22 protein-coding genes are annotated in these 24,496 nt (G+C 63.3%); 1 reads left to right on the plus strand and 21 read right to left on the minus strand.

Annotation, left to right across the window (positions count from 1 at the left end):
- Position 1 precedes the first annotated feature (1 nt).
- The 16 genes from CK486_RS09480 to trmJ all read right to left on the minus strand — a co-directional run bounded on the left by CK486_RS09480 (position 2) and on the right by trmJ (position 18,317).
- A complete protein-coding gene (locus CK486_RS09480) occupies positions 2–271 on the minus strand; it encodes a hypothetical protein (RefSeq protein WP_095940061.1) in 270 nt (89 codons plus the stop codon).
- Between the two features lie 471 nt (positions 272–742).
- Positions 743–3,235, minus strand: a complete 2,493-nt coding sequence (locus CK486_RS09485; protein ID WP_095940062.1) for a hypothetical protein — start codon at positions 3,233–3,235, stop codon at positions 743–745.
- A 74-nt stretch (positions 3,236–3,309) separates the two neighbouring features.
- Positions 3,310–4,089, minus strand: coding sequence for a hypothetical protein (locus CK486_RS09490; protein WP_095940063.1), 780 nt, complete (start codon positions 4,087–4,089; stop codon positions 3,310–3,312).
- Entirely contained in the window at positions 4,086–4,676 is a 591-nt protein-coding gene (locus tag CK486_RS09495) for an RNA polymerase sigma factor (protein ID WP_095940064.1), read from the minus strand. The genes CK486_RS09490 and CK486_RS09495 overlap by 4 nt, the downstream gene beginning before the upstream one ends.
- A complete protein-coding gene (locus CK486_RS09500) occupies positions 4,673–6,367 on the minus strand; it encodes a VWA domain-containing protein (protein WP_095940065.1) in 1,695 nt (564 codons plus the stop codon). Before CK486_RS09500 ends, CK486_RS09495 begins: the two co-directional genes overlap by 4 nt.
- A gap of 93 nt (positions 6,368–6,460) precedes the next feature.
- Positions 6,461–6,883, minus strand: coding sequence for a MerR family transcriptional regulator (locus tag CK486_RS09505; RefSeq protein ID WP_095940066.1), 423 nt, complete (start codon positions 6,881–6,883; stop codon positions 6,461–6,463).
- Between the two features lie 116 nt (positions 6,884–6,999).
- Positions 7,000–8,292, minus strand: coding sequence for an OmpP1/FadL family transporter (locus CK486_RS09510; protein ID WP_095940067.1), 1,293 nt, complete (start codon positions 8,290–8,292; stop codon positions 7,000–7,002).
- Between the two features lie 18 nt (positions 8,293–8,310).
- On the minus strand, positions 8,311–9,669 hold the full coding sequence (locus CK486_RS09515; RefSeq protein ID WP_256574407.1) for a DUF1254 domain-containing protein: 1,359 nt from the start codon (positions 9,667–9,669) through the stop codon (positions 8,311–8,313).
- A 151-nt stretch (positions 9,670–9,820) separates the two neighbouring features.
- On the minus strand, positions 9,821–10,498 hold the full coding sequence (locus tag CK486_RS09520; protein ID WP_095940069.1) for a DUF3313 domain-containing protein: 678 nt from the start codon (positions 10,496–10,498) through the stop codon (positions 9,821–9,823).
- A gap of 63 nt (positions 10,499–10,561) precedes the next feature.
- Positions 10,562–11,230, minus strand: coding sequence for a TetR/AcrR family transcriptional regulator (locus CK486_RS09525; RefSeq protein WP_095940070.1), 669 nt, complete (start codon positions 11,228–11,230; stop codon positions 10,562–10,564).
- Between the two features lie 13 nt (positions 11,231–11,243).
- Entirely contained in the window at positions 11,244–12,011 is a 768-nt protein-coding gene (locus CK486_RS09530; RefSeq protein WP_095940071.1) for a hypothetical protein, read from the minus strand.
- A 20-nt stretch (positions 12,012–12,031) separates the two neighbouring features.
- Entirely contained in the window at positions 12,032–13,666 is a 1,635-nt protein-coding gene (locus CK486_RS09535) for a sulfatase-like hydrolase/transferase (RefSeq protein WP_218192098.1), read from the minus strand.
- A 304-nt stretch (positions 13,667–13,970) separates the two neighbouring features.
- Positions 13,971–14,885 carry an FAD:protein FMN transferase gene (locus tag CK486_RS09540; RefSeq protein ID WP_095940072.1) on the minus strand — a complete coding sequence of 305 codons (915 nt, stop codon included), beginning with the start codon at positions 14,883–14,885 and terminating at the stop codon, positions 13,971–13,973.
- On the minus strand, positions 14,875–16,761 hold the full coding sequence (locus CK486_RS09545) for a flavodoxin domain-containing protein (protein WP_095940073.1): 1,887 nt from the start codon (positions 16,759–16,761) through the stop codon (positions 14,875–14,877). Before CK486_RS09545 ends, CK486_RS09540 begins: the two co-directional genes overlap by 11 nt.
- 6 nt (positions 16,762–16,767) lie before the next feature.
- Positions 16,768–17,544 carry a serine O-acetyltransferase gene (cysE, locus tag CK486_RS09550; RefSeq protein ID WP_095940074.1) on the minus strand — a complete coding sequence of 259 codons (777 nt, stop codon included), beginning with the start codon at positions 17,542–17,544 and terminating at the stop codon, positions 16,768–16,770.
- Positions 17,544–18,317 (minus strand): tRNA (cytosine(32)/uridine(32)-2'-O)-methyltransferase TrmJ, encoded by a 774-nt coding sequence (gene trmJ, locus CK486_RS09555; protein ID WP_095940341.1) that lies wholly within the window; start codon positions 18,315–18,317, stop codon positions 17,544–17,546. Before trmJ ends, cysE begins: the two co-directional genes overlap by 1 nt.
- A 142-nt stretch (positions 18,318–18,459) precedes the next feature.
- Here trmJ and suhB point away from each other — a divergent pair, with 142 nt between their 5' ends.
- A complete protein-coding gene (suhB, locus tag CK486_RS09560; RefSeq protein WP_095940075.1) occupies positions 18,460–19,275 on the plus strand; it encodes an inositol-phosphate phosphatase in 816 nt (271 codons plus the stop codon).
- Positions 19,276–19,334: 59 nt separating this feature from the next.
- On the opposite strand, the gene CK486_RS09565 is transcribed toward suhB, so the two are convergent.
- The 5 genes from CK486_RS09565 to tgt all read right to left on the minus strand — a co-directional run bounded on the left by CK486_RS09565 (position 19,335) and on the right by tgt (position 24,494).
- Complete coding sequence (locus tag CK486_RS09565; RefSeq protein WP_095940076.1) at positions 19,335–19,889, minus strand: glycine zipper 2TM domain-containing protein; 555 nt, start codon at positions 19,887–19,889, stop codon at positions 19,335–19,337.
- Between the two features lie 162 nt (positions 19,890–20,051).
- Complete coding sequence (secF, locus tag CK486_RS09570) at positions 20,052–20,963, minus strand: protein translocase subunit SecF (RefSeq protein WP_095940077.1); 912 nt, start codon at positions 20,961–20,963, stop codon at positions 20,052–20,054.
- 12 nt (positions 20,964–20,975) lie between these two features.
- The gene (gene secD / locus CK486_RS09575) at positions 20,976–22,838 is read right to left on the minus strand and encodes a protein translocase subunit SecD (RefSeq protein WP_095940078.1); all 1,863 of its coding nucleotides are present in this window, start codon (positions 22,836–22,838) and stop codon (positions 20,976–20,978) included.
- A 67-nt stretch (positions 22,839–22,905) separates the two neighbouring features.
- Positions 22,906–23,247: a preprotein translocase subunit YajC gene (yajC, locus tag CK486_RS09580; protein WP_095940079.1), complete on the minus strand. Its 342-nt coding sequence runs from the start codon at positions 23,245–23,247 to the stop codon at positions 22,906–22,908.
- Between the two features lie 128 nt (positions 23,248–23,375).
- Entirely contained in the window at positions 23,376–24,494 is a 1,119-nt protein-coding gene (gene tgt, locus CK486_RS09585; protein ID WP_095940342.1) for a tRNA guanosine(34) transglycosylase Tgt, read from the minus strand.
- Between the last annotated feature and the right edge of the window lie 2 nt (positions 24,495–24,496).

Consider the following 24,496-nt stretch of genomic DNA (forward strand, 5'->3'; position numbering starts at 1 on the left):
CTCAGTTGCGGAATTCGAAATTCAGCTGCGCGCCATCGACCTTGTCGAAGTAGTTGTCGCGCTCCAGCTTCTCACCGCTCTTGTCGCGCTCATGCTCGTTGGTGATCAGCTTGCCACTGAGCTGAAACGGCGCCGGCTTGGCCTCTTTCTCGACAAACAGCGGCGGCAGCAAAGGCTTATCCTCCAGCAGCGGCTCGCCGTGATGCAGATCCTCGACCAGCTCGCGCGGCAGGCTCAGGTCCAGTTTGATCGGCGGCAGTTTCTGCTCCACCGCCGACTTCTCCCGCGCTGGTTTGCTCGCAGCCCTGGCCGGACTGACTCTGGCTGCAGGTTTACTGACCTCAGGCGCAGGAGCCTTGGCCTGAGTGACCGGAGATTCACCGGCTTCAACCGTAGACGAGCGCTGCTGAACCGGCTTGATCGGCGCTGCCTTGATTGGAGAGATTACCGAATAGCCGGTGGGCGCAGCCTCTGACGACGCAGACTGGGTCTCGGCAGAAGCAGGCGCCCCGGCCGGATCAGCAGTGGCAGGAGCGGCAGATGGAGCTGCCGGTGCGGCCGTTGAAGGTGCAGACTCCTTAACAGCAGCCGGCGCAGAAACAGGCTTGGCTGGCTGCTCATCGCAACCAGCCACAGCGAACAGAAAAACGGCCACACAGGCCGATGGCAAAAGGCGGGACATCGGTTTCATGCGCACATGCTCGCCCGCGCAGAGCAAGCCTGCAAGCGCCGAGCGCTCCAGTCAGCCGCGCCAGGGTTGCAGCACCTGCATGTCAAAGCTCTGCCAATGGACCTGCGGCTGCTGTTCACCTGCCAGATGCCAGCGCCAGCCGCGCTTCTCCAGTGTCTCGGCCGGCAAGGCCAGCAGCTCGTCGAGTTTCAGGCGGATACGCCGGCCACGGTCAGCCGGATCGTCCCAGTCCTGGCTAAAGACGCGCACGCTCAGGCTGTCGCCGGTAAAGGCCTCGAAACGCGGCATATGGCCAAGTGAGCCAGGGCGCCGGCGCAGCGTGCGCTGCTCAACATCCAACAGCCACAGCTGCCACTGGCGGGCATGGTCGGGATCGTCGTTGTCCGGCGAATCCCACTGCAGCAGACGGGTCAGCGCCAGGTAGCGGCCGTCGGCGCTCCAGCAAAAGCTCGGGGTGACGCCATACAGCGCGCATCCCGACGCGGTCAGCAGATAGCCCAGCTGACGCGCACACTGCTCGCGCAGCCAGTTGTCCGGGTATTCGGTTTCCGCGCCGCGCAGCCAGGCCGCATCGCACCCCTGGGGCGCCGGCAGGATGAAATCGCCATCGGCATTGGCCGCCTGTGGCTGCTCGGCCAGACGCCAGTCCGGTACTGCCTCAAGTCCCTGCCCGCCCAGGCGAAAGCGCCGCAGCTCATGGCAGGCTCCACCGTAGCCACGTTCGCGGTAGCAGGCAGCGGCGCAGTGGGCCGGCGGTGCCGGCTGATCAAAATGGCGCAGCGGCTCGGGGGTGAACTGGCTGCTGCACAGCCCCGCCAGGCAGACCACTTCCACGCAGCCGTCGTGAAAGTCTCGCAGTCGCTCCACCAGCAGGTACGGGCTGGCCAGCAGGCGCCGCTCACGGCTGTCAGCCACCACCACCTGCTCGGCCAGCGCCGAGCCATCACAGGCCGGCAACAGCGCCACGTAACGGCCACAGTTGGACACACGGTGTTCCAGCTGCCACTCGCCTGGAATCGTCCAGTCGCCCAGTTGCAGGCGATACGCCACCTGCCCCTGACCGCGTCCGGCATGCTCACTGAACTGTAAGCGAGTGCCATCGGCCATCACCTGAGAACGGACAGCAGGCGTGGCCAGATCCGTGGTCAACGCTACCTCGAAACGGGTCAGCGCTGTCTCGCCGGGAATGATGCGGCCATAGGCGTCATGCCCGCGTTTGGTCTCGGTAGCACTCAGATAGTCACTTAACGCCTCGCCATACTCGCCGCGGTTGGGCAACGGCGAACCCAGCTCCGCCTCGACCCATACCTGTCCTTCCTCCAGCGCCTGCACAGCGCCGAAGTAGATGGACAGGCGCTGCTGCTCAACCAACTGCAGCTCGGGAAGGCGCTGCCAGCCACTGGCAGCCTGCCACAACCAGTAAGAGGTGCCTTCACCGGGCTGTGCCAGAGCCCTGGCGCGACAGGCCAGTGCCTGACCATCAGCCCGCCAGCAGGGCTGTTCCTGCTCATCCAGGAGCAGCCCTGTGGCCTGCTCCTCCAGCAACAGTTCGTAATCGGGGTAGCGCAATGGCCGCAGCGGGTCGTCAAGGCAAGCCAGGCTTTCCGGCAAGGCCAGGCGACCTTCCAGCGTCTGTCCACCCGGGCCTGCTGGCCACTGTTTGCGCGTCTTTTCGATCTTCTCCTGCCAGTCTGGCAGCAGCCACAGGTCGGCAATCGGCACCAGATCGACCGCCTCGGCCTGATCGAGGATCTGCTGCAGGCTCAGCCGCACGCCGCCGTTGTGCACCAGCGGGCTGTGCCGGCCGCGAATATGGGTGGCGTCGAAGTCGTCGATCTCCCACAGAGGCACATCGGCCTGACAGCGGTAAACACGGCGGGCCTGACGGTCGAGCAGCAACAGTCCCCAACTGCTGCGCGACGGCAGGGTGGCAATGAAATAGCGTCCGTCCGGGGAAAACCGGCAGGAGCTGCCGATGCCTTCCAGCAGCACGCCATCAGGGAATAGGTAGTCACCGTACACCGGGCCGCCCATGGCGATTTCGCCGCCACCGAGCATGCGGATGATGCCACCCTCCGGGGTGCGGTTTGGCTCCTCACCACCCCAGGCACTGCCACCCGTGCGACCTGCACCTTGTTCATCGGTTTCACTGGTCAGCACGCGGTCACCCTCCTCGCTCGTTTCCTCTCGCTTGAGGCCCAGACGGTTCTCCAGACTCCCTACTCCGGCCAGCGCCAGGACGATCCAGACTATGGCCTCGAGCAGCGCCCAGTCACTGGCAAAACTGCGGCCGATGGCAAAACCGGTGCCGATCACACAGGCCGTCAGCAGTCGCGACAGATGGCCGGCGAGCTTGAGCCAGCCGAGGCGTACACAGAGGAGCTGCACCAGCAGCAGCGCCACTTCGCCGGCCAGGCCCCAGGCCAGCGGCAGTATCGCCACGATGAAGATCGGCACCAGCAACACCAGCAGTTGCCAGACGAGCATCAGCAGCAGATAGCCGAGGCTCTCGGCGGGGGCTTCAGAGCTGGGTGAACGGGACATCGCGCCTCCTTGCGCTTGAGGATGGTTCCGGGGACAGATGCTATCGCACCCGCCCCCGTCCTGACCGGACCCAGTTAACGCGGCAGCCGCAGCAGTTCCGCCTCGATATCCCGCTGCGGATAACGCTGCTGCAGCTCGGCCAGCAAAGCGGCGGCGGCGTCCTGTTGGCCGCTGTCACGCAGTTGCTGCAGTTGGCGCAGGCTGTCTTCCAGGCTTGGCGCCGGCGCTTTGGCCTTGGCCAAGTCTTCGCTAGTCACACCGGCAGGCGCCGCCATCATCTGCGCAGGCGGAGCCGCCGGGAGCAACAGACTTTTTTTGGCCGGCTCCGTAGCAGCCGGTGCTGACGCGGTACGCTCTGCAGAACGCTGCGCGGCAACCGGCGCCTCGCGCTTGGCCATCGCACTGTTTGCCTGTGAACTGCCGGGCAGCGCACTGTCGGCCGCCGGCAGGCTGTCGCTGAAAGCGGCCGCTTCCTCAGCCACAGGTGCCGGGGCGGATGCCGCTGCAGGCAGAGCTTCAGGAATCGGCGCCGACATTGGCTGGCTGACCTCCAGCGGCATTCGCGCGGCAGGCTCCTGCAGGGTGCGCCAGGTCAGACTGACGGCCAGCCCGACACAGGCCACCCCGGCCAGCGCTGCCATGCCGCTGGGCGCCAGCAGGCGTTGCAGCCAGTTCTGCCAGCCGCCCTGTGCGGGCTTCGCGCGGCGGGCCTCGGCTGTTGCGGCGGCGAGAATGCGGGCATCCAGTTCGGCCGAAGGTTCGCCCTGGCTGTGCTGGCGGAAATGGGTGAGCAGTTGGGCCTCCAGAGCCTCTTCTGCCAGGTGCGGCTGATCCGCAGGCGGACGCGTACTCATGCCGACTTCTCCTCGATGGTGGCGGGCTCGCCCAGCAAGCGCCGCAGTTTCTGCAAGGCATAACGCAGGCGGCTTTTCACCGTCTCCTGCGCCGTCGCGGTGAGTTCGGCAATCTCATGCAGCTCCAGATCGCCCTGGGCACGCAACAGGAACACCTCGCGCTGTTCGGCCGGCAGATCGGCCAGCGCCGCGGCCAGGCGTTGCTGGTCGCGGCTGAAGCTCAACTGCTGTTCGGGCCCCGCGGCAGGATCGGCGCGGCCATGCTCAGCCTCGTCGTAACTGTCGTGCAGCGCCGCCTTGCGGCCCTGGCGACGCCAGTGATCGATCAGCCGGTTGCGCGCGATCTGGTACAGCCAGGTCTTGAACTGCACCTGCTGGCGGATATCGCTGTCGGTGCGGATCAGGCTCAGCCAGGTTTCCTGAAACACCTCCTCGGCCAATGCCTGCTCGCCGCAGAGGCCGAGCAGAAAACGAAACAGGCCCTGGCGATGCCGCGCATACAGCTCGCCGAACGCCGCCGCATCGCCCTGTCGGTAGCGCCGCAACAGCGCGGCATCGCTGGCGCTCGGGGATGGCTCTGGGATCATTGCACCGCATCCTGGGTGGAAAGCGCTGGATTGTGCAGGCTCTGCGCCAATTCAACCAGCTGGACAAACTCATGGCGCAGACCAAAGCGATCGTCCGCCAGCGCACCCCGGGCCAGCGCCAGGGTCGCGTCAGCGCCAAAGCCCTGGGTATAACGTTCCCCGCGCAGCTGCTGGGCAAAGGCCGCCACCGCCGCGGCAAAGCGCAGGTCGGCCGAAGGTTGCGCCGCCACCTGAGCCGGGAGCGGCTGCTCGATCATCTGGCTCTGGCCGCCCGTGACGGTCTTGTAGCGCAGGCGCAGCCAGGCCAGTTCACCGCTGTTGCTGGCCGGCGACTCGGCTGCCTGATAGCGCAGCGGCTCGATCCAGCCCTTCTGGCCGGCCGGGACTATCTCGTACAGCGCGGTGACGCGCTGACCCGCGCCGATCTCGCCGGCATCGACCTGATCATTGTTGAAGTCCTCGCGCTTGAGCTGACGATTCTCGTAACCAAGCAGGCGGTACTGGCTGACCTGCGCCGGGTTGAACTCGACCTGCAGCTTGACGTCGCGGGCCACCACCGAGAGCGTCGAGGCCAGCTGCTCTACCAGCACCTTGCGCGCCTCCTGTAGGGTATCGATGTAGGCGTAATTGCCGTCGCCGGCATCGGCCAGCTGCTCCATCAGCTGTTCGTTGTAGTTGTCCACGCCAAAGCCCAGGGTGGTCAGCGACACGCCGCTGCGGCGCTCGCGCTCGGCCATGGCCTTGAGCGAGGCAAAGTCGCTGATGCCGACATTGAAGTCACCGTCGGTGGCCAGCAGGATGCGGTTGATGCCGTCCTTCTGCAGGCTCTGGCGCGCCTGCTGGTAGGCCAGCTGGATGCCCGAAGCGCCGGCCGTGCCGCCGCCGGCGCTGAGCTGATCAATCGCCGCGCGGATGCGGACCTTGTCGCTACCCGGTGTGGAGGCCAGCACCACCCGCGCATCGGCGGCATAGGTCACCAGGGCCACCCGGTCCTCGGCTCGCAGTTGCTCGACCAACAGCTTCAGGGTGGCCTGCACCATCGGCAGGCCCTCGCGGCGGTCCATGGAGCCGGACACATCGACCAGAAACACCAGATTGGCTGGCGGCATCACGGCCAGGCCCTGCTCCTGCGCCGCCACGGCCAGCCGCAGCAGGCGTGTCTGCGGGTTCCAGGGCGTGGTCATCAGCTCGCTGCTGACGGCAAAGGGCCGGCCATCGGCGCGGCTCGGGTAATCGTAGGGAAAGTAGTTGACCAGCTCCTCCAGACGCACGGCGTCCCTGGGCGGCAGCTGACCGGCATTGAGAAAGCGCCGCACGTTGGCGTAGCTGCCGGTGTCCACGTCGATGCTGAAGGTCGATACCGGCTGCTCTCTGACCAGTTGTACCGGGTTATCCGTCAGCGTCTGGTACTGCTCGCGCGGCACATCGCGGTAACCCGGCAGGCTGTTGTCCGCCTGCGGCGCGTAAGCCATCACCTCGGCACTGGCCGGCAGCGCCATCATGCGCTTGGCCGGTGCGGCGGCCAGCGGCGGGCTGGGCATCTCGGACTTGATCTTGGCGAGATCGGCCTGTGTTTCGGCCGGGCTCCTGCCGGCCGGCGCCTGCGGGCTTTCCGGAGCGCTGCAGGCCGCCAGCAGCAGGGTCAGGGTGAAACCGGCCAGCAGCGGTTGAACAACGGGGTGCAGGGTCATGGCGCCTCTCCTCGGCAATGAACAGGGTGTTCAGCCAGGTAGACGGCGGTATCGAGTGAAGCGGGTTAACCGCTAAATCTTTTGCGCAGCACGTCAGACGGCGCCCTGCGGTCCGCCCGGCAGGCAACCGGCCAGCAGGCGCCGAGCATTGGTCGCACAATCGATGTCGTCCGGTTTGGACTCAATCTCGTCAATCAGCGAGAGGAGATGGCGCTTGCTCTCGCCCAACTGCCGCTCCAGCGCCTCGATCTCGCGGACCTTGCCCTGCAGGGTGTCGATCAGCGTGCCGTGCTGCCACTGGGACAGGTCCTGAGGCAACAGAGTGCGCAGCTCGTCGAGGCTGAACCCCGCCTTCTGCGCCGTGGTGATCAGGTTGAGCACCAGCACCGCTTCCGCCGGATAGCGCCGGTAGCCGTTGGCCTGACGCTCGACCATCTTCAGCAGGCCAATGCTTTCGTAAAAGCGGATGCGGGAAGGGTTGAGGCCGGTACGCTCGGCCAGTTCACCAATTTTCATTGTCACTTGCCCTGTCTACTACTCAGCAGAGGCCAAGGTTAACGCAAGGTGACGGTTTGCCACCTCACTAGTCAAATGACGTGAATTTCCGGCCATATGGTTCTGGAAGCAACTACTCAGTAGCGCCAGGTCGCACTGACACTCAGCGCTTGAATCCAGGCGTCCTCAAGTTCGCCCGACACGCGCTTAGGATCGCCCAGCGGCAGGGATTTCTGTTGATCAATTTCCATATCGCCCATCCACACCAGCTCATAGCTGAGGTTGAGGTCGGTGCGGTCATCCAGGGCGTACGTGAGGCCTGTCCCCAGGCGCCAGGTTTCACCCAGGGGTGTGGACAAGGTGCGATCTTCGTCATCCACTGGTGAACTGTCGTAAGCCAGGCCCAGACTCCACAGCCAGCGTGGGTCGAAACGATACTGCGTCCCCAGCGAGGCATGCCAGGTGTCGCGGTAGTTGGCATCCTGAGTGATCGAGCGAGGCGTCGCGCTGTCGAGGTCGATGCCGACCTCGCCGAAGCGCGACCAGTCCTGCCAGTTCAGGCTGGTCAGCAGCGCCCACTGGGCATCGAGCTGGTGGTACAGACTTAAGGTCAGCGTCTGCGGGAGGTGCATGTCGATACGCGTGGATGCTTCCAGTACACCGCGGTTGCGCAGCACGGTTTCCGCGACGGGCCCCAGGTTCTGCAGGTCGAGATCGTCGTCGAATTGCACATCGATCTCGCTGGTGTAGCTCATTCCCAGGCGAGTGCCGGGTTCGGGTTCGTACAGGACGCCGAGCTGGGCACCATAACCCAAGTCGTTGTCCTGATAAGCGAGACGGCCATCATCTCGCTGCAGAAGTCCGAAGGGATCATTGTCCAACGCCAACTGGGTGTCGAACATCGCATAGAACGCGCGCAAGCCGATGCCTACGGCCCACTGCTCGTCGACACGGTAGGCCAGCGAGGGCATCAGCGTCATGCCGGTGAGTGAGCCGTTCTGCAGGAAGTAGCGGCCGCTCCATGCGTTCTCGTAGTTGATGTCCAGACCGAAATCACCATAGGCGGCGAAGCCGGCGGACCAGCCATCTTCCAGCGCCTGGGTGACGAACAGGCTGCCGCCGGGTGCCCAGTCCATGGCGTTACCGCTGTCTCCGCCACCGATATTGGTATTGCCATCGGTGTCGAAGCGCAGATTGCCATGCAGCACCTGAGCGCCAGCAGTGATCTGCGTACCCGGCAGCCAGGCCATGCCGGCGACATTGCTGGCCAGAGTAGCCGGCCCCTGGGCACGGGCAGCGGCGCCCGCGTTGGCCAGGCCGACATTGTCGCTACCCACCTCATAGAGGATCAGGCCGCCGGCCTGCGCAGTCAGCGGGGCCAAGGCCAGGCTGGCAAGCAGTATTGCGGTGCGATGAGTCATCGTGGGCATGGCAGGCTTCCTGGTCACTTACAGGGCTTTGACGATAGCCGGCGGCTGCCAACTGCCACTGCCTGCTGGCAGGATCGACGGTGCCTCGACGCGCGGCCAGTACAGGCGCATCACCAGATAGATAGGGCCGTTCGGGGCAGGCAGCCAGTTGGCTTCCTTGTCTGCTCCGGGCGAATCCTTCTGGATGTACAGGGTCAGCGAGCCGTCGGCGTTTTTCTGCATGTCCGGCAACATCGGCGAATTGATCAGGTAGCGGTTGATCGGGTTCTTGATCAGTAGCTGGGTGTTGCCGTCGTAAAGGGTCACCGACCAGAACGAGTTGACCGGCGGCAGCTGGCCCGCCGGGAAGGTCAGGGTGTAGTTGTGCTGGCTGCCGTCCAGAGGTTCGCCATTGGCCAGGGTACGGGTCATCGGATATACCGCCTCGACCGCATCGTTGCCGAAGATGCCGGCCGAAGCCGCCGCCGCGCGCAGCAGCCAGTTGCCGTTATAGAAGGCACGGTCACCGAAGGCCGAGCCGACCCGCCAGCCGTTGATATCCTTGAGCGCTGTTTGCAGGAAGTCCTTGATCTTCGCTTCGCCCTGCTGCATGCCTTTGATCACTGCGGCCTGGGTTACCGGCGTTGGGGTCTCGAGCGCCTTCATCAGAGTGTTCAGCTTGGCGCGGGCCTCCCGCTCCTCAGGACCGGGTGGAGCAAATTGCAGGGCGAACGCCAGGTATTCCCAGAAGCGGGTCTTGGCCAGCTCCTTGTCGATTTTCGGGAAATCCGGCAGCGGTTTGGCCGCTGGCGCTGGCTGTTTCAGATAGGCGGACAGCGGGCGCACCTGGTAGCCGGCCTGGATGGCCTCGACGTTCGGCATGTCTGCCGGGTTGAACAGCTGGGTGCGATAGGCCACTGCCGAGAATTGGGTGGAAGAGTGGAATACCTGCTTGATGCCCGGTGGGGGCTGTCCCTGCCAGTCCGGGCCGACCACCAGGTAGTCGCCGGCTTCCGAGCCAGTGGCACGCTGGCCGATGTAGCCATAGTTGAAGGTGTTGCCGTCGCACAGCATGACCGAGTAGTAGCGCTCCTTGGGTACCGCCGGTACCGAGAGCACCATGGGCTCGTTGCGCAGGTCCAGCCAGAGCAGTGAGTAAGGGGTATCGCTGTTGGGTGTGACGATGGCCGTGTCTTCATAGGTGAAGACACGGTTCTCGTTCTTGATCACGTTGAACGGCGCTTTGTACTGCGGCGAACTTTTATCGACGCTGTATTCGTACATCACCGCGTAGTTCATCACGATGGGCAGGCCGTAGAGAAAGCTTTCTTCGGCCAGCGTGGTGATCTGTTCTGACGACAGCGTCTGAGCGTTCACTGGCTGGATTGTACTGCCCATAGCCAGTGCCGCCGACAGCCCGAGGGCATGAATAATCCGTTTACGCATAGCCTCATCTCCTTACTGAAACACGCACGCAGGGTCTGGGGCGATTTCGCCCCAGACCCTGGCCGACTGTCGAGCCTATTACAACGTCAGCATCACTGTAACCTTAGTGACCTGAAGTTGGCTTGAAGCTGATCGCATCACGGGTCAACTGATCGATCACCGGGCGCATGTCGGCGGTGGTGATCTTCTGCTGATCATTACTCAAGGTCTTGCCAAAGCCCTTGCGCACCAGTCGCATTACCGGCTGCCCGGAGCGATGGTCGATCAGCTCGCCTTCCAGATAGAGCTCGCTGTTCTGGTCACGCTCTCCGGCGGCGGTCAGTGCCCCGGCAAGCACCAGCGCGATCGGCAGCACCTCATAGGGACGCAAGCCTTGCGTTTCGGCAGCTACACCGGTGATGGCGCCACGAAACACCAGCGTACGAGGCCCAGCCGAGGCTGCGTCCACCAGCGGCAGGCGCTGGGCGATGGCGCCGCCGATCTGCTGGTTGGCCTGGGCGAGCAGCGCGTCCAGGGTGGCCTGATCGATGCGGGCATCGGGCTTTGGCTGAGGGTAGTAGCTCAGTGGCTGAAGGATCACGCTGTCGTACTGGCTGACGTCAAACCCAGGAGCGACCCAACGCAATACCGTGGCACCGGAAACCGTCTTCACCGACTCGAGCCCCTCATAACTGGAGAGGAACCCGGAATATTGGGACTGCTTGACCGTCTTGCTGGTACAGCCCGCCAGGGCCAGACCGAGAGCAACAACGGCAGGGAACAGCAAATTCTTGGACATCATGCGGTGAATTCCTGGTTGAGTAAAAACGCTGATCTGCCGCCACTATGGCCGCAGATTTAGTAGTCAGTGACCAATAAACAGTGCGTCTTCGTGTGGCTGTGGTTGACCAAAACTCAGTGCAGCAACACGGGCAGCCTCCTCCGATCCAATCCCCAAGGAGCGCAGGATGGCGCCGACCAACTCGGCCACATAAGCGTCACTCAGCGGCCGCTGCAGCAGCGAGCCGAACGTGCAGAGCACCGGTCCCAGCACCAGGTCGATCGCCAGCGCCGGATCACTCAGGGTGAACAGCCCCGCCTTCAGCCCCATCTGAACATCACGGGCAATGGCGTTGGTAGCGCCGCCTCCGGCGAACACCGCCTGTGCGCCGCCCTTGACCAGAAAGGCTGCGACAAGTGGATAGCGCTGCGCCAGCTGGACGCAGAGCGTCACCCCACAGGCCACTCGTACTGCGGCGTTGTCATGCAGCAACACCTGGGAATCGACCGAGCTGACGATCTCGTTGCTGACCTCGGCAGCCACGGCCAGAAACAACTCGCGCTCACAGCGGAAATGGTTGTAGAAAGTGCCCCGCGACAGCCCCGCCTGACGGATGACCAGATCAATGATCGGCACATCGAGTCCCTGCTCGGCGAACAGCTGAAAGGCCGTCTGCAGCAGCTTGCGCCGGGTGCGCAGGCGCCGGTCGGCACCTACCCGGGTGCGGTGGTCGATGCACGTACTCTGCTGCATGGCAGACCTCGGTTTAGAAGTGGTAGCTCATACCCAGATACGGCCCTTCGTTTTCCATGTCATAGACAAAGTCGCCCTTGTCGTAATCAACCTTCATGTAGCGCACGCCGAAGTCGGCCGTGAAGCGCTCACTGAGCGCATAGGAAAGGCCCAGTTGCGCCTGGGTGGTGAGGTCCGAGCCCATGCCGAAGCCACCGACGTCGGCGCTGGCAACCAGCGCCAGTTGCCCTGTCACAGGCAGGCTTCCCCGCACACCGATGAAAGGCTCTGTCCAGTCGACGGTCTGATCGTGGTCCAGTTCGGCCGTGGCACCGAATACTCGGGCATCCAGGTCGAGGCTCTCGCGGATACGGGTGTAGCGCACACCGACGAAGGCATCGGAGGTGGCTGCCTGATCCAGCCAGCGGTAGGCGAGGGCGCTGGAGAGCATGGTCTGGCGTACGGTCATGTCGGCGTCGGCACGGGCCGCTCCACGCGGGCCGGCCATGCTGACCGAGTCAGAGGTCTTCATGTACATGCTGTCGAGCAGAATGCCCCAGCGGCCATGCTGGAACTCCATGGCGCCCATGAAGCCGGCATCCAGGGTGTGCAGGATGTCGGAGAAGCTCATGTCGAGCTGAGCTTCCGGAAGGTCTCTGATCTGCGTGCTGCCGTGCATACGGGTGGCCCACAGGTAGGGGGTGACCTTCACCTCCCAGCCTTCATCGGCCTGGGCCTGCGAGGCAAACAAAGTGGTGATGGCCAGACTGGTGCCCAGAGCCAGGGTGTTTAGTGCTTTCATCAAAAATGCTCGCTCAGCCATCACAGGTCGATGCTCGAAACGGCCCAGTCGATACCCTGGAAGTCGGGCATCTCGCGGCCATCATCGGCGCCCATTTCCCGGGCGATGGCGGTGTTCAGTTGTTGGTTCAGGCGCATCAGCAGCGCATCGTCGGCCTGGGCAGCCAGGTTGAGCTTTTCCAGCGGGTCGGCGTGCAGGTCGAACAGTTCCAGATCGTTCCAGCGTCTGAGGGCTTCCAGGGTGGTCGGGGTGTTGCGCTCGATCGGCGAGAAGTAGCGGGTGAACTTGTGGCGGCCGTCATAAATGCTGCGCAGGCTGCCGCGCTTCTTCAGGTTCGGCCGGTAGCCAGCCTCCTGCACGGCCACTTTCGGCGGCACGCCACGGGCGCGGCCTTCCGAGATCACGCGGGTCAGCTCACTGTCGTTGGTGGCGATACCGCTGTAGGTGAAGAGGATCTGTTCGCGCACCGTGTGCAGCTCGCTGGCTACCAGGTTGTTCAGCGCCGGTGCGATGTCCCGTCCAGGCAGCTCGCGACCAGCCGCCTCGGCAGCCTGCGTGGGGCTGGCGCCACAGAACGACAGCAGCGAGGGCACCAGGTCGATGTGGCTGGTCAGTGAGACGCACTGGCCGCCGCCCTGTACATCCGGGTGACGGATGATCAGCGGTACGTGGATCGACTCTTCGTAGGCGAACGGGCCTTTGCCACGCAGGCCGTGAGCCCCGCCCATTTCGCCATGGTCGGCGGTGAACACCACGATGGTGTTGTCCTCCAGGCCGAGCTGCGCCAGCTCGTCCAGCAGGCGGTTGACCTGGCCGTCCACCGACAACAGCGAGTTGTAATAGAAGTCGTTGAAGCGCTGCCAACGTGCATCCTCGTTGGGAATGCGGCCGAGGGTGTAGCTCCAGGCCCGGTCGAACTCATAGTGAGCCTTGGGCCGGTCCGCGCTGGTCAGACTCTGGTAGCGGGTGGCCGGCAGCGGCAGTGGCCAGCGCTTGTCGTACATCGGATGTCTCGGGGCGCGCGAGGACTGCATCATCAGCTTGCCGTTGTCCTGCACCTGCTCACTGCCGACATCGGTGTTGAAGTACATGATGTCGTGCGGGTTGACCAGGCTGACGAACAGCGACCAAGGCTTGCCCTCGTCGCTGAGCTGGCTGCCGGTACCGCGCAGCCAGGAAATCGCGCTGCCGGCGATCATGTGGTCGTTCTTGTAGCCGCCCAGAGTGTGCGTCAGTACATCACCAGGCCAGACATAGTCAGAGAAGCCGTAAGCCTCCATCTCATGGGTAAACAGCTTTTCAGGTGTTTCCGTCTCGAAGCTGCGATTGAGGTGCCATTTGCCCTTGTAAGCGGTGTAGTAGCCCTGCTTGCGCAGCATGTGGCCAATGGTCGGTGTGGCGGTGGAGAGCGGCTTCACATAGGGCATGTCGACGTTCTCGAACATGCCGTTGTCGCTGGTCTGCAGGCCGGTCAGCAACACCGCACGCGAGCTGGTGCACATCACCGCCGGGCAGTAGTGATTGGTGAAGGTGGTGCCGCTGGCCATCAGGCGCTGGTGCGCGGTCAGGCCCAGATCGTTGTGCAGGGTTCGGGAGAAGCGTTCCTGGTCGGTAAAGATGAACAGCACGTTGGGCTTGCCGCTCCGCTTGCCCATGGGTGGGGTGGGTTTCTTCGCCGCTGGAGCCGTTGTGCTGGCACTGGCTCCGCTTGGAAGCGCTGATGCCGCCAGCGTGACGCCCGCCATGCTGAGAAAATCCCGTCGGGAAAGCCCTGTCGTCTGTTCCTGGTCGCCTTTGCCTGTGTGATCCATCCGAGCGGCTCCTTCTGGCTGCCTGTAAGCGAGAGAGCCGAACTGTACAAACTGTCATTTTGAACATCAAGTTCATTTCATAACCAGACAAGCATGTGCACACCAGACCTAAGACACAAACGACAAACTTGACTGAAGAAAGGAGCTGTCAAAACCCGACCATCACCTCGCGCAGCTCATCCCCTTCGCGAAGCACGAAGATGGCGGCCAGCCCTTCCCGCTCGGCCAGCGCCCGGCCACGCTCAGGCCCGAGCACCATCAGCGCGGTGGCCCAGGCATCAGCGTGCATACAGCTGGCACACAGCACCGAGACGGAGGCCAGGTTGCTCTGCAGCGGCGCGCCGCTGGACGGGTCCATGGTGTGCGAGTAGCTCTGCCCGTCGCGCTCGCGCCAGTGGCGGTAATCGCCGGAGGTGGCGATGGCGATATCGGACAGCTCCAGCGCGCCCAGCACCTCGCGCCGGCCCCGCAGCGGCCGCTCCAGCGCCACCTTCCATGCAGCGCCATCAGCCTTCAGGCCACGAGCGCGCATTTCACCGTCGATGCCGACCAGATAGGACGTGATGCCCTGCGCCTCCAGGCAGCGCGCCATCTGGTCCACGGCAAAACCCTTGGCGATGCCGTTCAGGTCCAGCGTCAGCGGCCCATGCTTGCGCACCAGTTTGCCTTTGGGGTCGATTTCCAGCAGCTCGCTGGCGCGCCCGGGGCGGGCCGGGATGCTGCCGACAGCGGCTTGCGGGCCAAAGCCATAGGCCGTGACCAGCTCGCCCACCCCGATCTCGAAGGCGCCGCCTGACGCGACACTCACCTGCAGTGCGCCGAGCAGCACCCGGAGCAGCTCGTCCGGCACTGCCAGCCACTGCCCGCAGGGCGCGGCGTTCAGGCGCATCAGGTCAGATTCCGGCTTCCAGGTCGACATCTGCCGGTCGACCCGATCGACCGCCGCCTGCAGCTCGACGCCCAGGGCCCCGGTATCCAGACCGGCGGATGCCTGCAGCACGGCGCTAAAGCGCGTGCCCATGGTCGACCCGCTCAGGCTGTAGCGCAGCAGCTCAGTAGACATCCTCGCGATACCTCCCCTGCAAGCGCAGCTGTTCGAGGCTTTCGCCCAGAGCCAGCAGCATCGGTTCGATCACCGCGCGCACACCAGCCGCCATCTCCCGCGAACCGCATACCAGCACCTGAGCCCCCTGCTGCAACAGCAGGCTCAACTGCTGCGTGTCCTCGCGCAGGCGATCCTGCACATAACGCGGCTCCAGCCCCTGGGAGAAGGCCAGGCGCAGTCCGCTCAGGCGGCCCTCGGCCAGGTAGGTTTCCAGCTCGCGACCGTAGAGGAAATCTGCCTGCGGATGGCGCCCGCCCCAGTACAGGTGCAGCGGACGCTGGTTGAGGTTCTTGCGCACGAAGCCGATCAGCGGAGCAACCCCGGTGCCGGCACCAATCAGGATCACCGGATGGCAGCCGGCCGCGGGACGGAATTCCGGATGAGGCTGGATGAAGCCCTCCACGCAGTCGCCGGGCTGCAGGCCATGCAGCAGTCCGGAACAGTGCCCGCCGGGCTGGCGGCGCACGCAGATTTCCACGGCGCCATCCTCATCGCTGCTGGCGATCGAGTAGAAGCGCGGCGCCAGCCCCTCACCCGGTCGGATCGCCAGCAGGTCGCCCGGCGAGAAACGGGCGCGGCGCCGCCAGAGGCGCGCCAGCCCATGCGCAGGCACTGCGGGCTGCAGCGCAAAGCGCAGGATGGCCGCCGGCGCCTCGCTCTCTTCGCCATAGAGCTCACGGCTGAGCAACTGCAGGCGCTGCAGGGCCACGCGCGGCTGCGCCGGTACCAGCTGCAGGGCGCAACCGAGCCAGACACCCAGACGCTGGGCCAACGCCTGCAGCGCCGCCGGATCGCCGCGGTCGATGCACTGCAGGGGCAGTGCCAGCGCGTGTCCCAGACGTTCGAGCTGCTGCGCCACCTGCCGGGCAAAGCCGCAGAAATGCTGGAAGCGCGAGTCGCCAAAGCCGACCACGGCGGTGTGCAGAGGCTTGAGCTGCGGGCTCTGCTCAAGGCGCTTGAGAAAGTCACGGGCCGAGTCCGGGGCCTGGCCATCGCCATGGGTCGCGGCGAGCAGCACCAGCTGGCGGGCCTGCGGATAGTGCGGCTGCAGCTGGTTCATGCTGGCCACGTGTACGCGCTGGCCGGCGGCCTGCAACTGGGCGAGCAACTGACGGGCGTAGTGCCAGGTGCTACCACTCTGGCTGCCGACCAGCACGACGACCTGCGCCTGCTCGGACGGCACATTGCCGCGCAACTCGCCGGTCAGGCGCCTGCGATGCCACCAGGCCAGCAAGCCCGAACCGGTGAGAAACAACAGCGCCAAGGAGCAGCCGGCCAGCAGCAGCGACCAGAACGGCGAACCGGCGCCGGTGTGCAGCACATAGGCTGTTTCCGAAAGGCGCTGGGCCAGTCCATGGCGCTGGAAACTGATCCACTGGCCACTGGCGGCATTGACGAAACCCTCGCCGGTGGCCGTGCGCAGGGCGTAGTAGTTGCCTTCGTCCCTGTCGGCCGGAAACTCCAGCTCGCGCAGGTCTTCCAGCGCCAGATTGCGCAGCGCCGACAGGTTGCCCAGGGCGGCGGCCGGCTGCGCATAGACGGCGTCGGGATAGCTGGCGCCGCCCTCCTCGTCGCCACCAATCAACTCCAGGCTACTGGCGGACAGGTACAGCCCGCTTACGGCCAGCACCACGGCTACCGGCAGTGTCCAGCGCGCCACCACCGTGTGCCAGTGGGGTATCGGCCTTTGGTGGTGAGTCGCATGGGTGTACCACGGATTCGCTGAGTTGCAGCGAGTATGCGATTTCCGACTAATTAAGTCAACTATAAGCCCTAGCTTTATAGTCGGATATATCAGGCGTGCGGGCGCGAATTGTAACAAGCCCGCAGCCATATGGCATCAGCGAGGCGACGACTCACTCTCACCCTTTACCTCGGCGAAATCCTCATCACGCAGCTCCGGGAGCTTCTTCGCGCAATAGTCGCTGCCCAGCGCCGTCAGCGCCTTGCACATCCCCTCCAGGCGCTCGTCGACCGCCTGCAGGTGATCCAGCAACTGGCCGATGGCGCGCGCCACCGGATCCGGCATGTCCTGCCCCAGACCATAGGCATCGAACCCGTACTTCTCGGCTATCGCCTGGCGCTTGGCTTCCTGCTCATCCACTCCTTTGGCAATGATCCTGCCCGGAATGCCCACCGCCGTTGCGCCAGCCGGTACCGCCTTGGTCACCACGGCATTGGAACCGATCTTGGCACCCGCACCGACAGTAAAGGGACCGAGCACCTTGGCCCCCGCCCCCACCACCACGCCATCTTCCAGAGTCGGATGGCGTTTACCCTTGTTCCAGCTGGTCCCACCCAGTGTCACGCCCTGATAGAGCGTAACGTCATTGCCGATCTCCGCCGTTTCACCGATCACAATGCCCATGCCGTGATCGATAAAGAAGCGCCGGCCGATCTTGGCCCCCGGATGGATCTCGATTCCGGTCAGCCAGCGACTGAAGGTGGACACGAGGCGCCCCAGCCACTTCCAACCCATCCGCCAGCAGGCATGCGCGACGCGATGCAGCCAGATCGCATGCAACCCCGGATAGCAGGTCAGCACCTCGAAAGCACTGCGCGCCGCCGGGTCACGATGAAACACGCTCTGAATGTCTTCCCGCATGCGCTCGAACATCACTCATCACCTTTTTTGCAAGCAGCGCCTTCGACAACCTTCAAGGTCTCCGTAAGGATGCCGCGCAGAATGTTCATTTCCAGCCGGCTGATCCCGCAGCGCCCGTAGAGACGACGCAAGCGCGCCATCAGGTGGCGCGGCTTCTCGGGATCGAGAAAGCGAATGGCGATCAGCGTCTGCTCCAGATGACGGAAGTAAGCCTCAAGCTCCTCAACCGTCACCAGCTGACTATTGAGCATGGCCGTGGTTTCCAGCTTGGCCATCTTGGTCGGCTGCCCCTGCCGCGCCAGCCAGGCCATGCGCACTTCATAGGTGAGCACCTGTACAGCAGCCGCCAGGTTCAGCGAGCCAAATTCGGGATCGGAAGGAATGTGCACATGAAAGTGACAGCGCTGCAGCTCCTCATTGGTCAGGCCGGCGTACTCACGACCAAACACCAGCGCCACCTGCCCACCCTGCTCCACATGCTCCAGCGAAGTAGTCGCACATTCCCGAGGATCAAGCAGCGGCCAAGGAATGCGCCGGTCACGGGCACTGGTACCCAGCACCACACTGCAACCAGCCAGAGCCTCTTCCAGGGTATCCACCACCAGCGCCGCATCAAGAATATCGGTCGCCCCGGAAGCACGCGCGACCGCCTCGCCGCTGGGGAAGTCCTCAGGCTGCACCAGCACCAACTGAGACAAGCCCATGTTCTTCATGGCTCGCGCAGCACCGCCGATATTGCCGGGATGACTGGTATTAACCAGTACGACTCGAATGTTCTGCAGCACCACAGACTCTCACACGACATGGGATAAGCCGCGATGTTACCGAACGAAGCGATTCAACGCACGCAACAGACGGAGCAGCCTGCATGACCTACGCTTTTCTGGTAATATGATCGGCTTTCTTTAACGCCCCAGGTAAATTGCCATGCAGCCCATGCTGAATATCGCGCTGCGCGCGGCCCGCAGCGCCGGTGAACTGATTTTCCGTTCCATCGAGCGCCTGGACGCCATCTCCGTCAACGAGAAGGACGCCAAGGACTACGTCACCGAAGTAGATCGTGCGGCTGAGCAGACCATCATCGCTGCACTGCGCAAGGCTTATCCTAACCACGGCATCTACGGCGAAGAAAGCGGCCTCAGTGAAGGTCAGGGCGAAGGCAAGGATTACCTGTGGATCATCGACCCGCTCGATGGCACCACCAACTTCGTGCGTGGCGTACCGCATTTCGCCGTCAGCATCGCCTGCAAATACCGCGGCCGCCTTGAGCACGCGGTGATTCTGGACCCTGTCCGCCAGGAAGAATTTACTGCCAGCCGTGGCGGTGGCGCCGCCATGAACGGCCGTCGCATTCGTGTCAGCAATCGCAAGAGCCTGGAAGGCGCCCTGCTCGGCACCGGCTTCCCCTTCCGCGACAGCCAGCTGGACAACCTGGACAACTATCTGGGGATGTTCCGCAGCCTGGTCGGCGAAACCGCCGGCATCCGCCGCGCCGGCGCCGCGAGCCTGGACCTGGCCTACGTGGCTGCCGGTCGCTTCGACGCCTTCTGGGAGTTCGGCCTGTCCGAATGGGACATGGCAGCAGGCGCCCTGCTGATTCAGGAAGCCGGCGGCCTGGTCAGCGACTTCACTGGCGGCCACGAATTCCTTGAGAAGGGCCACATCGTGGCGGGCAACACCAAGTGTTTCAAGGCCGTCCTGACGGCCATCCAGCCGCACCTGGCACCGAGCATGAAGCGCTAAGCGCACCCTGCTCAGTAATAAAAAAGCGCCCCTCAGGGCGCTTTTTTATTGTCGGAAGATTACTGCGCCGAAGGTGCCACAGTCTGCTGCGAAAGAATCAGCTGACCGCTGTCACTCAGCGGAATCCGCTGACCCGGATCATGATCCATGCGCACCTGACCGATCTTGCCATCCAACTGGTACTGCACGTCATAACCCACCAGTTTTTCACTGGTATCGGTCACCGTATTGCAGCGCGTTTCAGTGGTGGTGTAGGTATCGCTGGCCTGCATGTTTTCCTGCACCTTGTTGCCCGCGTAGCCACCGGCCGCCGCACCCGCCACGGTCGCCACTTTCTTGCCGGTACCACCACCTACCTGATTGCCGAGCAGACCACCGGCCAGCGCACCAATCACCGTACCGGCGATCTGATGCTGATCCTTTACGGGAGCCTGCTTGGTCACCGTTACCTCACGGCACTCCTGGCGCGGCGTCTTGATGGTTTCCTTGACCGGCTGCACCGCCAGCACTTCGGCATACTTGGGAGCAGTGACCATATGGTAGGTCGCCACGGCGCCCCCGGCAGTCACACCCACAGCACCCAGCACCGCGCCAACGATCATCGACTTGTTCATCTCGCCCTCCACTATGGCCAGACCTGCGGAAAAGCCCCGCACCTGTAGCATTGGAGAGCGGTTGCACCGGCAAGTTCCAGCCACCGCCAGTAAAGCCCCGTAGTTGCGACTCAACCCACAAAAAAGCCCGGCACAAGGCCGGGCTTCTTGATTAGCAACACCTCAGGGGCGCTCATCAACCTCTTCGGACGCCGCAGGGGGAATCAGGTCCTCACTGGTCAGTTTCAGCCAGATCAGCAGAATGCTGGCGATATAAACCGACGAGTAGGTACCCGCCGACACACCAATGAACAGCGCCAGGGAAAAGCCCCACAGCGGCTCACCACCGAAGATCATCAGCGCCACGATCGCCAGCAACGTGGAGATCGACGTCGCCATGGTGCGCAGCAAGGTCTGAGTTGTCGAGATGTTGATGTTGTCGATCAGCTCGGTCTTGCGCAGCACACGGAAGTTCTCCCGGATACGGTCGAAGACCACGATGGTGTCGTTCAACGAGTAACCGATGATCGCCAGTACGGCCGCGAGCACAGTCAGATCGAATGGAATCTGGAAGAAGGAGAACACGCCCAGAGTCACGATCACGTCGTGAATCAGCGACACAATGGCGCCAAAACCGAACTTCCACTGAAAGCGGAAGGCGACGTAAAGCAGGATGCCGCCGAGCGCCAACAGCATGCCCAGACCACCCTGATCACGCAGCTCCTCGCCTACAGCGGGCCCCACGAATTCGACGCGCTTAACCGTAGCCGGATTGGCGCTGTCTGCCTCGAGCAGCGCATCAGCCACCTTGTTGCCCAGCAGCGGATCATCGCCCGGCATACGCACCAGAAGGTCAGTGGTGGCACCAAAGCTCTGCACCACGGCATCGGCATAACCGGCCTCAACCAGTTGCGCCTTGACCTGCTGCTGATCAGCCGGTTTCTCGTAAGACAACTCGATCAGCGTGCCACCGGTGAAGTCCAGACCAAAGTTGAGCCCCTTGGTGGCCAGACTACCCAGCGAAATCAGGGTCAGCACCACGGTGACCGCAAAGGCCGCGTGGCGAATACCCATGAAATTAATGACTTTCTTCATCTGGTCAGCCCCTTAGATCCACAGCTTCTTGAAGTCCCGACCACCGAAGATCAGGTTGACCATGCCCCGGGTCACCACCACCGCCGTGAACATCGAGGTGATGATGCCCAGCGACATGGTCACGGCGAAGCCCTTGATCGGGCCGGTACCCATGGCAAACAGAATGCCGCCAACCAGCAGCGTGGTCAGGTTGCCGTCGATGATCGCCGTGAAGGCGCGATCGAAGCCTTCATGGATGGCCCGCTGCACCGACATGCCGTTGGCGATTTCCTCGCGAATACGCGAGAAGATCAGCACGTTGGCGTCCACCGCCATACCCATGGTCAGCACGATACCGGCAATACCCGGCAGGGTCAGGGTCGCACCCAGCGCCGACATCAGCGCCAGCAGAACGACCATGTTGAAGCCCAGCGCTACCGTCGCCAGCACACCGAAGAAGCGGTAGATGGCAATGATGAACAGCGAAACAAAGAGGAAGCCCCACAGGGATGCCTCGATGCCCAGCTGGATGTTCTCGGCGCCCAAGCTCGGACCAATGGTGCGTTCCTCGGCGAAGTGCATAGGCGCGGCCAGACCACCGGCACGCAGCAGCAGGGCCAGCTCCGAGGACTCGCCCGGGCCATCCAGGCCAGTGATACGGAAGCTGTTGCCCAGCGCCGACTGGATTGTGGCCAGGCTGATGATCTTCTTCTCTTCCTTGAAGGTCTGTACTTCGACTTCCTTCTCGACTCCGTCGACCAGTTGGCGCACCAGTTTGCTCTGTGGCTTCTGCTCGATAAAGATCACCGCCATGCTGCGCCCGACGTTGGTACGGGTGGCACGGGTCATCAGCTCACCACCGTGACCATCCAGACGGATGTTCACCTGCGGGCGGCCGTTCTCGTCGAAGCTGGCCTGGGCATCAGTCACCTGATCACCGGTGATGATCACCGCCCGCTCCAGCGGCACAGCCGGGCGACCGGCTTCACGGAACTCGAAAGACTCGGTCGCGGCACGTGCAGTGTCGGCATCGGCCGCCAGACGGAACTCAAGGTTGGCAGTCTTGCCGAGAATACGCTTGGCTTCGGCAGTGTCCTGCACGCCCGGCAGCTCGACCACGATACGGTTGGCGCCCTGACGCTGCACCAGCGGCTCGGCCACACCCAGCTCGTTGACGCGGTTGCGCACGGTGGTCAGGTTCTGCTTGATCGAGTATTCACGGATCTCGGCCAGCTTGGCCTGGCTCAGAGCCAGACGCAGCACCTGCTGACCGGCGCGCTCACCGCGAGTCATCTCGAACTCGGTAAAGCTCTTGCGCACCAGCGCCTCGGCCTGTTCCAGCGTCGCCTCATCACTGAAGCCCAGCGAGATGGCACCATCCTGCGGCGGCAGGCTGCGGTAGCGCACACGCTCCTTGCGCAGCAGGCTCTTGACCTCACCCTCATAGACCTTAACGCGCGAGGTGACGGCCTTGTCCATATCCACTTCCAGCAGGAAGTGCACACCACCCGAGAGGTCCAGACCCAACTTCATCGGGCTGGCGGCCAGATTGCGCAGCCACTGCGGCGTAGTCGGTGCCAGGTTCAATGCGACTACATAGCCATCACCGAAGGCATGACGCAGCACATCCTTTGCCGGCAACTGGTCGGACATCTTGGTCAGGCGCAGCAGGGCGTTCTTCTCGCCCAGACTGCCGGCCTTGACCGCAATACCGGCCGCCTGCAGCGCCGCCTCGGCTTTCTTGACATCTGCCTCGGTAATTTTCAGCGCCGTACTCTCACCGCTGATCTGAATGGCCGGATCGTTGGGATAGAGGTTTGGCGCGGAATAAATGAAGCCGATCGCCAGCACAGCCAGGATCAGCAGGTATTTCCACAGTGGGTATTTATTGAGCATGACACCGCCCGTTTATTATGAAGCGGGGCGCCATAAGCGCCCCGTTATTGGAAGACCAGCCTGAAAGTCAGATGGCTTTCAGTGTGCCTTTCGGCAGAGCCGCAGCAATCGCGCCCTTCTGCATCTTCAGCTCGACGGTGTCGGAAACCTCGATCACCACGAACTCATCGGAAACCTTGACCACCTTGCCAGCGATACCACCGGAGGTCACCACTTCATCACCCTTCTGCAGGCTGCCGATCAGGTTCTTGTGCTCTTTGGCACGCTTGGCCTGCGGGCGCCAGATCATGAGGTAGAAGATGACCACGAAACCGATCAGGAATACCCACTCGAAACCGCTGCCAGCAGGAGCAGCAGCTGCAGCCGGAGCAGCTGCATCGGCATACGCGGCGGGAATCAGAAAGCTCATGTAAAACTCCTAGTCAAAGGTCTTGGATATGGTGTGCGACTGGCCAACCCGGCCGATATCGCATGAACTCTGCAAACTGGCAGGAATTCTCATTAAGTGGGGCGCACGCGAGCCGATTTCAACCCTGCCTAATCCGCCAGCGGCGGCACTGGCAGGCCGCGCTTGGCATAGAAGGCCGCAACGAAGTCGGCCAATGTACCCTGTTGAATAGCCTCGCGCAAACCAGCCATCAGGCGCTGATAATGACGCAAGTTATGGATGGTATTGAGCATACTGCCGAGCATTTCGCCGCATTTGTCCAGGTGATGGAGATAGGCGCGCGAGAAGTTCTGGCAGGTGTAGCAATCGCAGCTCGCATCCAGCGGCGAATCATCATGCTTGTGCACCGCGTTACGGATCTTGATCACGCCGCTGTCGGTGAACAGGTGGCCATTACGGGCGTTACGCGTCGGCATCACACAGTCGAACATGTCGACCCCACGCCGCACACCTTCCACCAGATCTTCCGGTTTGCCAACGCCCATCAGGTAACGCGGTTTGTCGGCCGGCAGGTGCGGCGGCAGGAAATCCAGTACGCGAATCATCTCTTCCTTGGGCTCGCCCACCGACAAACCGCCAATGGCCAGACCATCGAAGCCGATCTCGTTGAGGCCTTCCAGCGAACGCAGCCGCAACTCTTCGTGCATGCCGCCCTGAACAATGCCGAACAAGGCCGACGGATTGTCGCCATGGGCCTCCTTGGAACGCTTGGCCCAGCGCAGCGACAGCTCCATCGAACGCTTGGCGGTATCGAAGTCGGCCGGGTAAGGCGTGCACTCATCGAAAATCATCACGATATCGGAGCCCAGCGCGCGCTGAACGGCCATCGATTCTTCCGGCCCCATGAAGACCTTGGCGCCATCCACCGGAGAGGAGAAATACACCCCCTCCTCCTTGATCTTGCGCATGGCACCGAGGCTGAACACCTGGAAACCACCGGAGTCGGTAAGAATCGGCCCCTGCCACTGCATGAAGTTGTGCAGGTCACCGTGCTGTTTGATGACTTCGGTACCCGGGCGCAACCACAGGTGAAAGGTATTGCCCAGAATGATCTGGGCGCCGATCGCCTCGATATCGCGCGGCAGCATGCCCTTGACCGTGCCGTAGGTGCCTACCGGCATGAAAGCCGGAGTTTCCACCACACCACGGGGAAAGGTCAGGCGACCACGGCGGGCACGCCCGTCAGTGGCCAGCAAATCGAATTTCATGA

This window comes from Pseudomonas sp. HAR-UPW-AIA-41 (assembly GCF_002304225.1).
Classification (GTDB): domain Bacteria; phylum Pseudomonadota; class Gammaproteobacteria; order Pseudomonadales; family Pseudomonadaceae; genus Aquipseudomonas.

What these genes read in the sequence shown, in the direction of transcription:
- CK486_RS09485 (WP_095940062.1), bottom strand. Translation starts at nt 3,235, where the DNA reads ATGTCCCGTTCACCCAGCTCTGAAGCCCCCGCCGAGAGCCTCGGCTAT.
- CK486_RS09490 (WP_095940063.1), bottom strand. Translation starts at nt 4,089, where the DNA reads ATGAGTACGCGTCCGCCTGCGGATCAGCCGCACCTGGCAGAAGAGGCT.
- CK486_RS09495 (WP_095940064.1), bottom strand. Translation starts at nt 4,676, where the DNA reads ATGATCCCAGAGCCATCCCCGAGCGCCAGCGATGCCGCGCTGTTGCGG.
- CK486_RS09500 (WP_095940065.1), bottom strand. Translation starts at nt 6,367, where the DNA reads ATGACCCTGCACCCCGTTGTTCAACCGCTGCTGGCCGGTTTCACCCTG.
- CK486_RS09505 (WP_095940066.1), bottom strand. Translation starts at nt 6,883, where the DNA reads ATGAAAATTGGTGAACTGGCCGAGCGTACCGGCCTCAACCCTTCCCGC.
- CK486_RS09510 (WP_095940067.1), bottom strand. Translation starts at nt 8,292, where the DNA reads ATGCCCACGATGACTCATCGCACCGCAATACTGCTTGCCAGCCTGGCC.
- CK486_RS09515 (WP_256574407.1), bottom strand. Translation starts at nt 9,669, where the DNA reads ATGGGCAGTACAATCCAGCCAGTGAACGCTCAGACGCTGTCGTCAGAA.
- CK486_RS09520 (WP_095940069.1), bottom strand. Translation starts at nt 10,498, where the DNA reads ATGATGTCCAAGAATTTGCTGTTCCCTGCCGTTGTTGCTCTCGGTCTG.
- CK486_RS09525 (WP_095940070.1), bottom strand. Translation starts at nt 11,230, where the DNA reads ATGCAGCAGAGTACGTGCATCGACCACCGCACCCGGGTAGGTGCCGAC.
- CK486_RS09530 (WP_095940071.1), bottom strand. Translation starts at nt 12,011, where the DNA reads ATGAAAGCACTAAACACCCTGGCTCTGGGCACCAGTCTGGCCATCACC.
- CK486_RS09535 (WP_218192098.1), bottom strand. Translation starts at nt 13,666, where the DNA reads ATGGGCAAGCGGAGCGGCAAGCCCAACGTGCTGTTCATCTTTACCGAC.
- CK486_RS09540 (WP_095940072.1), bottom strand. Translation starts at nt 14,885, where the DNA reads ATGTCTACTGAGCTGCTGCGCTACAGCCTGAGCGGGTCGACCATGGGC.
- CK486_RS09545 (WP_095940073.1), bottom strand. Translation starts at nt 16,761, where the DNA reads ATGGCTGCGGGCTTGTTACAATTCGCGCCCGCACGCCTGATATATCCG.
- cysE (WP_095940074.1), bottom strand. Translation starts at nt 17,544, where the DNA reads ATGTTCGAGCGCATGCGGGAAGACATTCAGAGCGTGTTTCATCGTGAC.
- suhB (WP_095940075.1), top strand. Translation starts at nt 18,460, where the DNA reads ATGCAGCCCATGCTGAATATCGCGCTGCGCGCGGCCCGCAGCGCCGGT.
- CK486_RS09565 (WP_095940076.1), bottom strand. Translation starts at nt 19,889, where the DNA reads ATGAACAAGTCGATGATCGTTGGCGCGGTGCTGGGTGCTGTGGGTGTG.
- secF (WP_095940077.1), bottom strand. Translation starts at nt 20,963, where the DNA reads ATGAAGAAAGTCATTAATTTCATGGGTATTCGCCACGCGGCCTTTGCG.
- secD (WP_095940078.1), bottom strand. Translation starts at nt 22,838, where the DNA reads ATGCTCAATAAATACCCACTGTGGAAATACCTGCTGATCCTGGCTGTG.
- yajC (WP_095940079.1), bottom strand. Translation starts at nt 23,247, where the DNA reads ATGAGCTTTCTGATTCCCGCCGCGTATGCCGATGCAGCTGCTCCGGCT.
- tgt (WP_095940342.1), bottom strand. Translation starts at nt 24,494, where the DNA reads ATGAAATTCGATTTGCTGGCCACTGACGGGCGTGCCCGCCGTGGTCGC.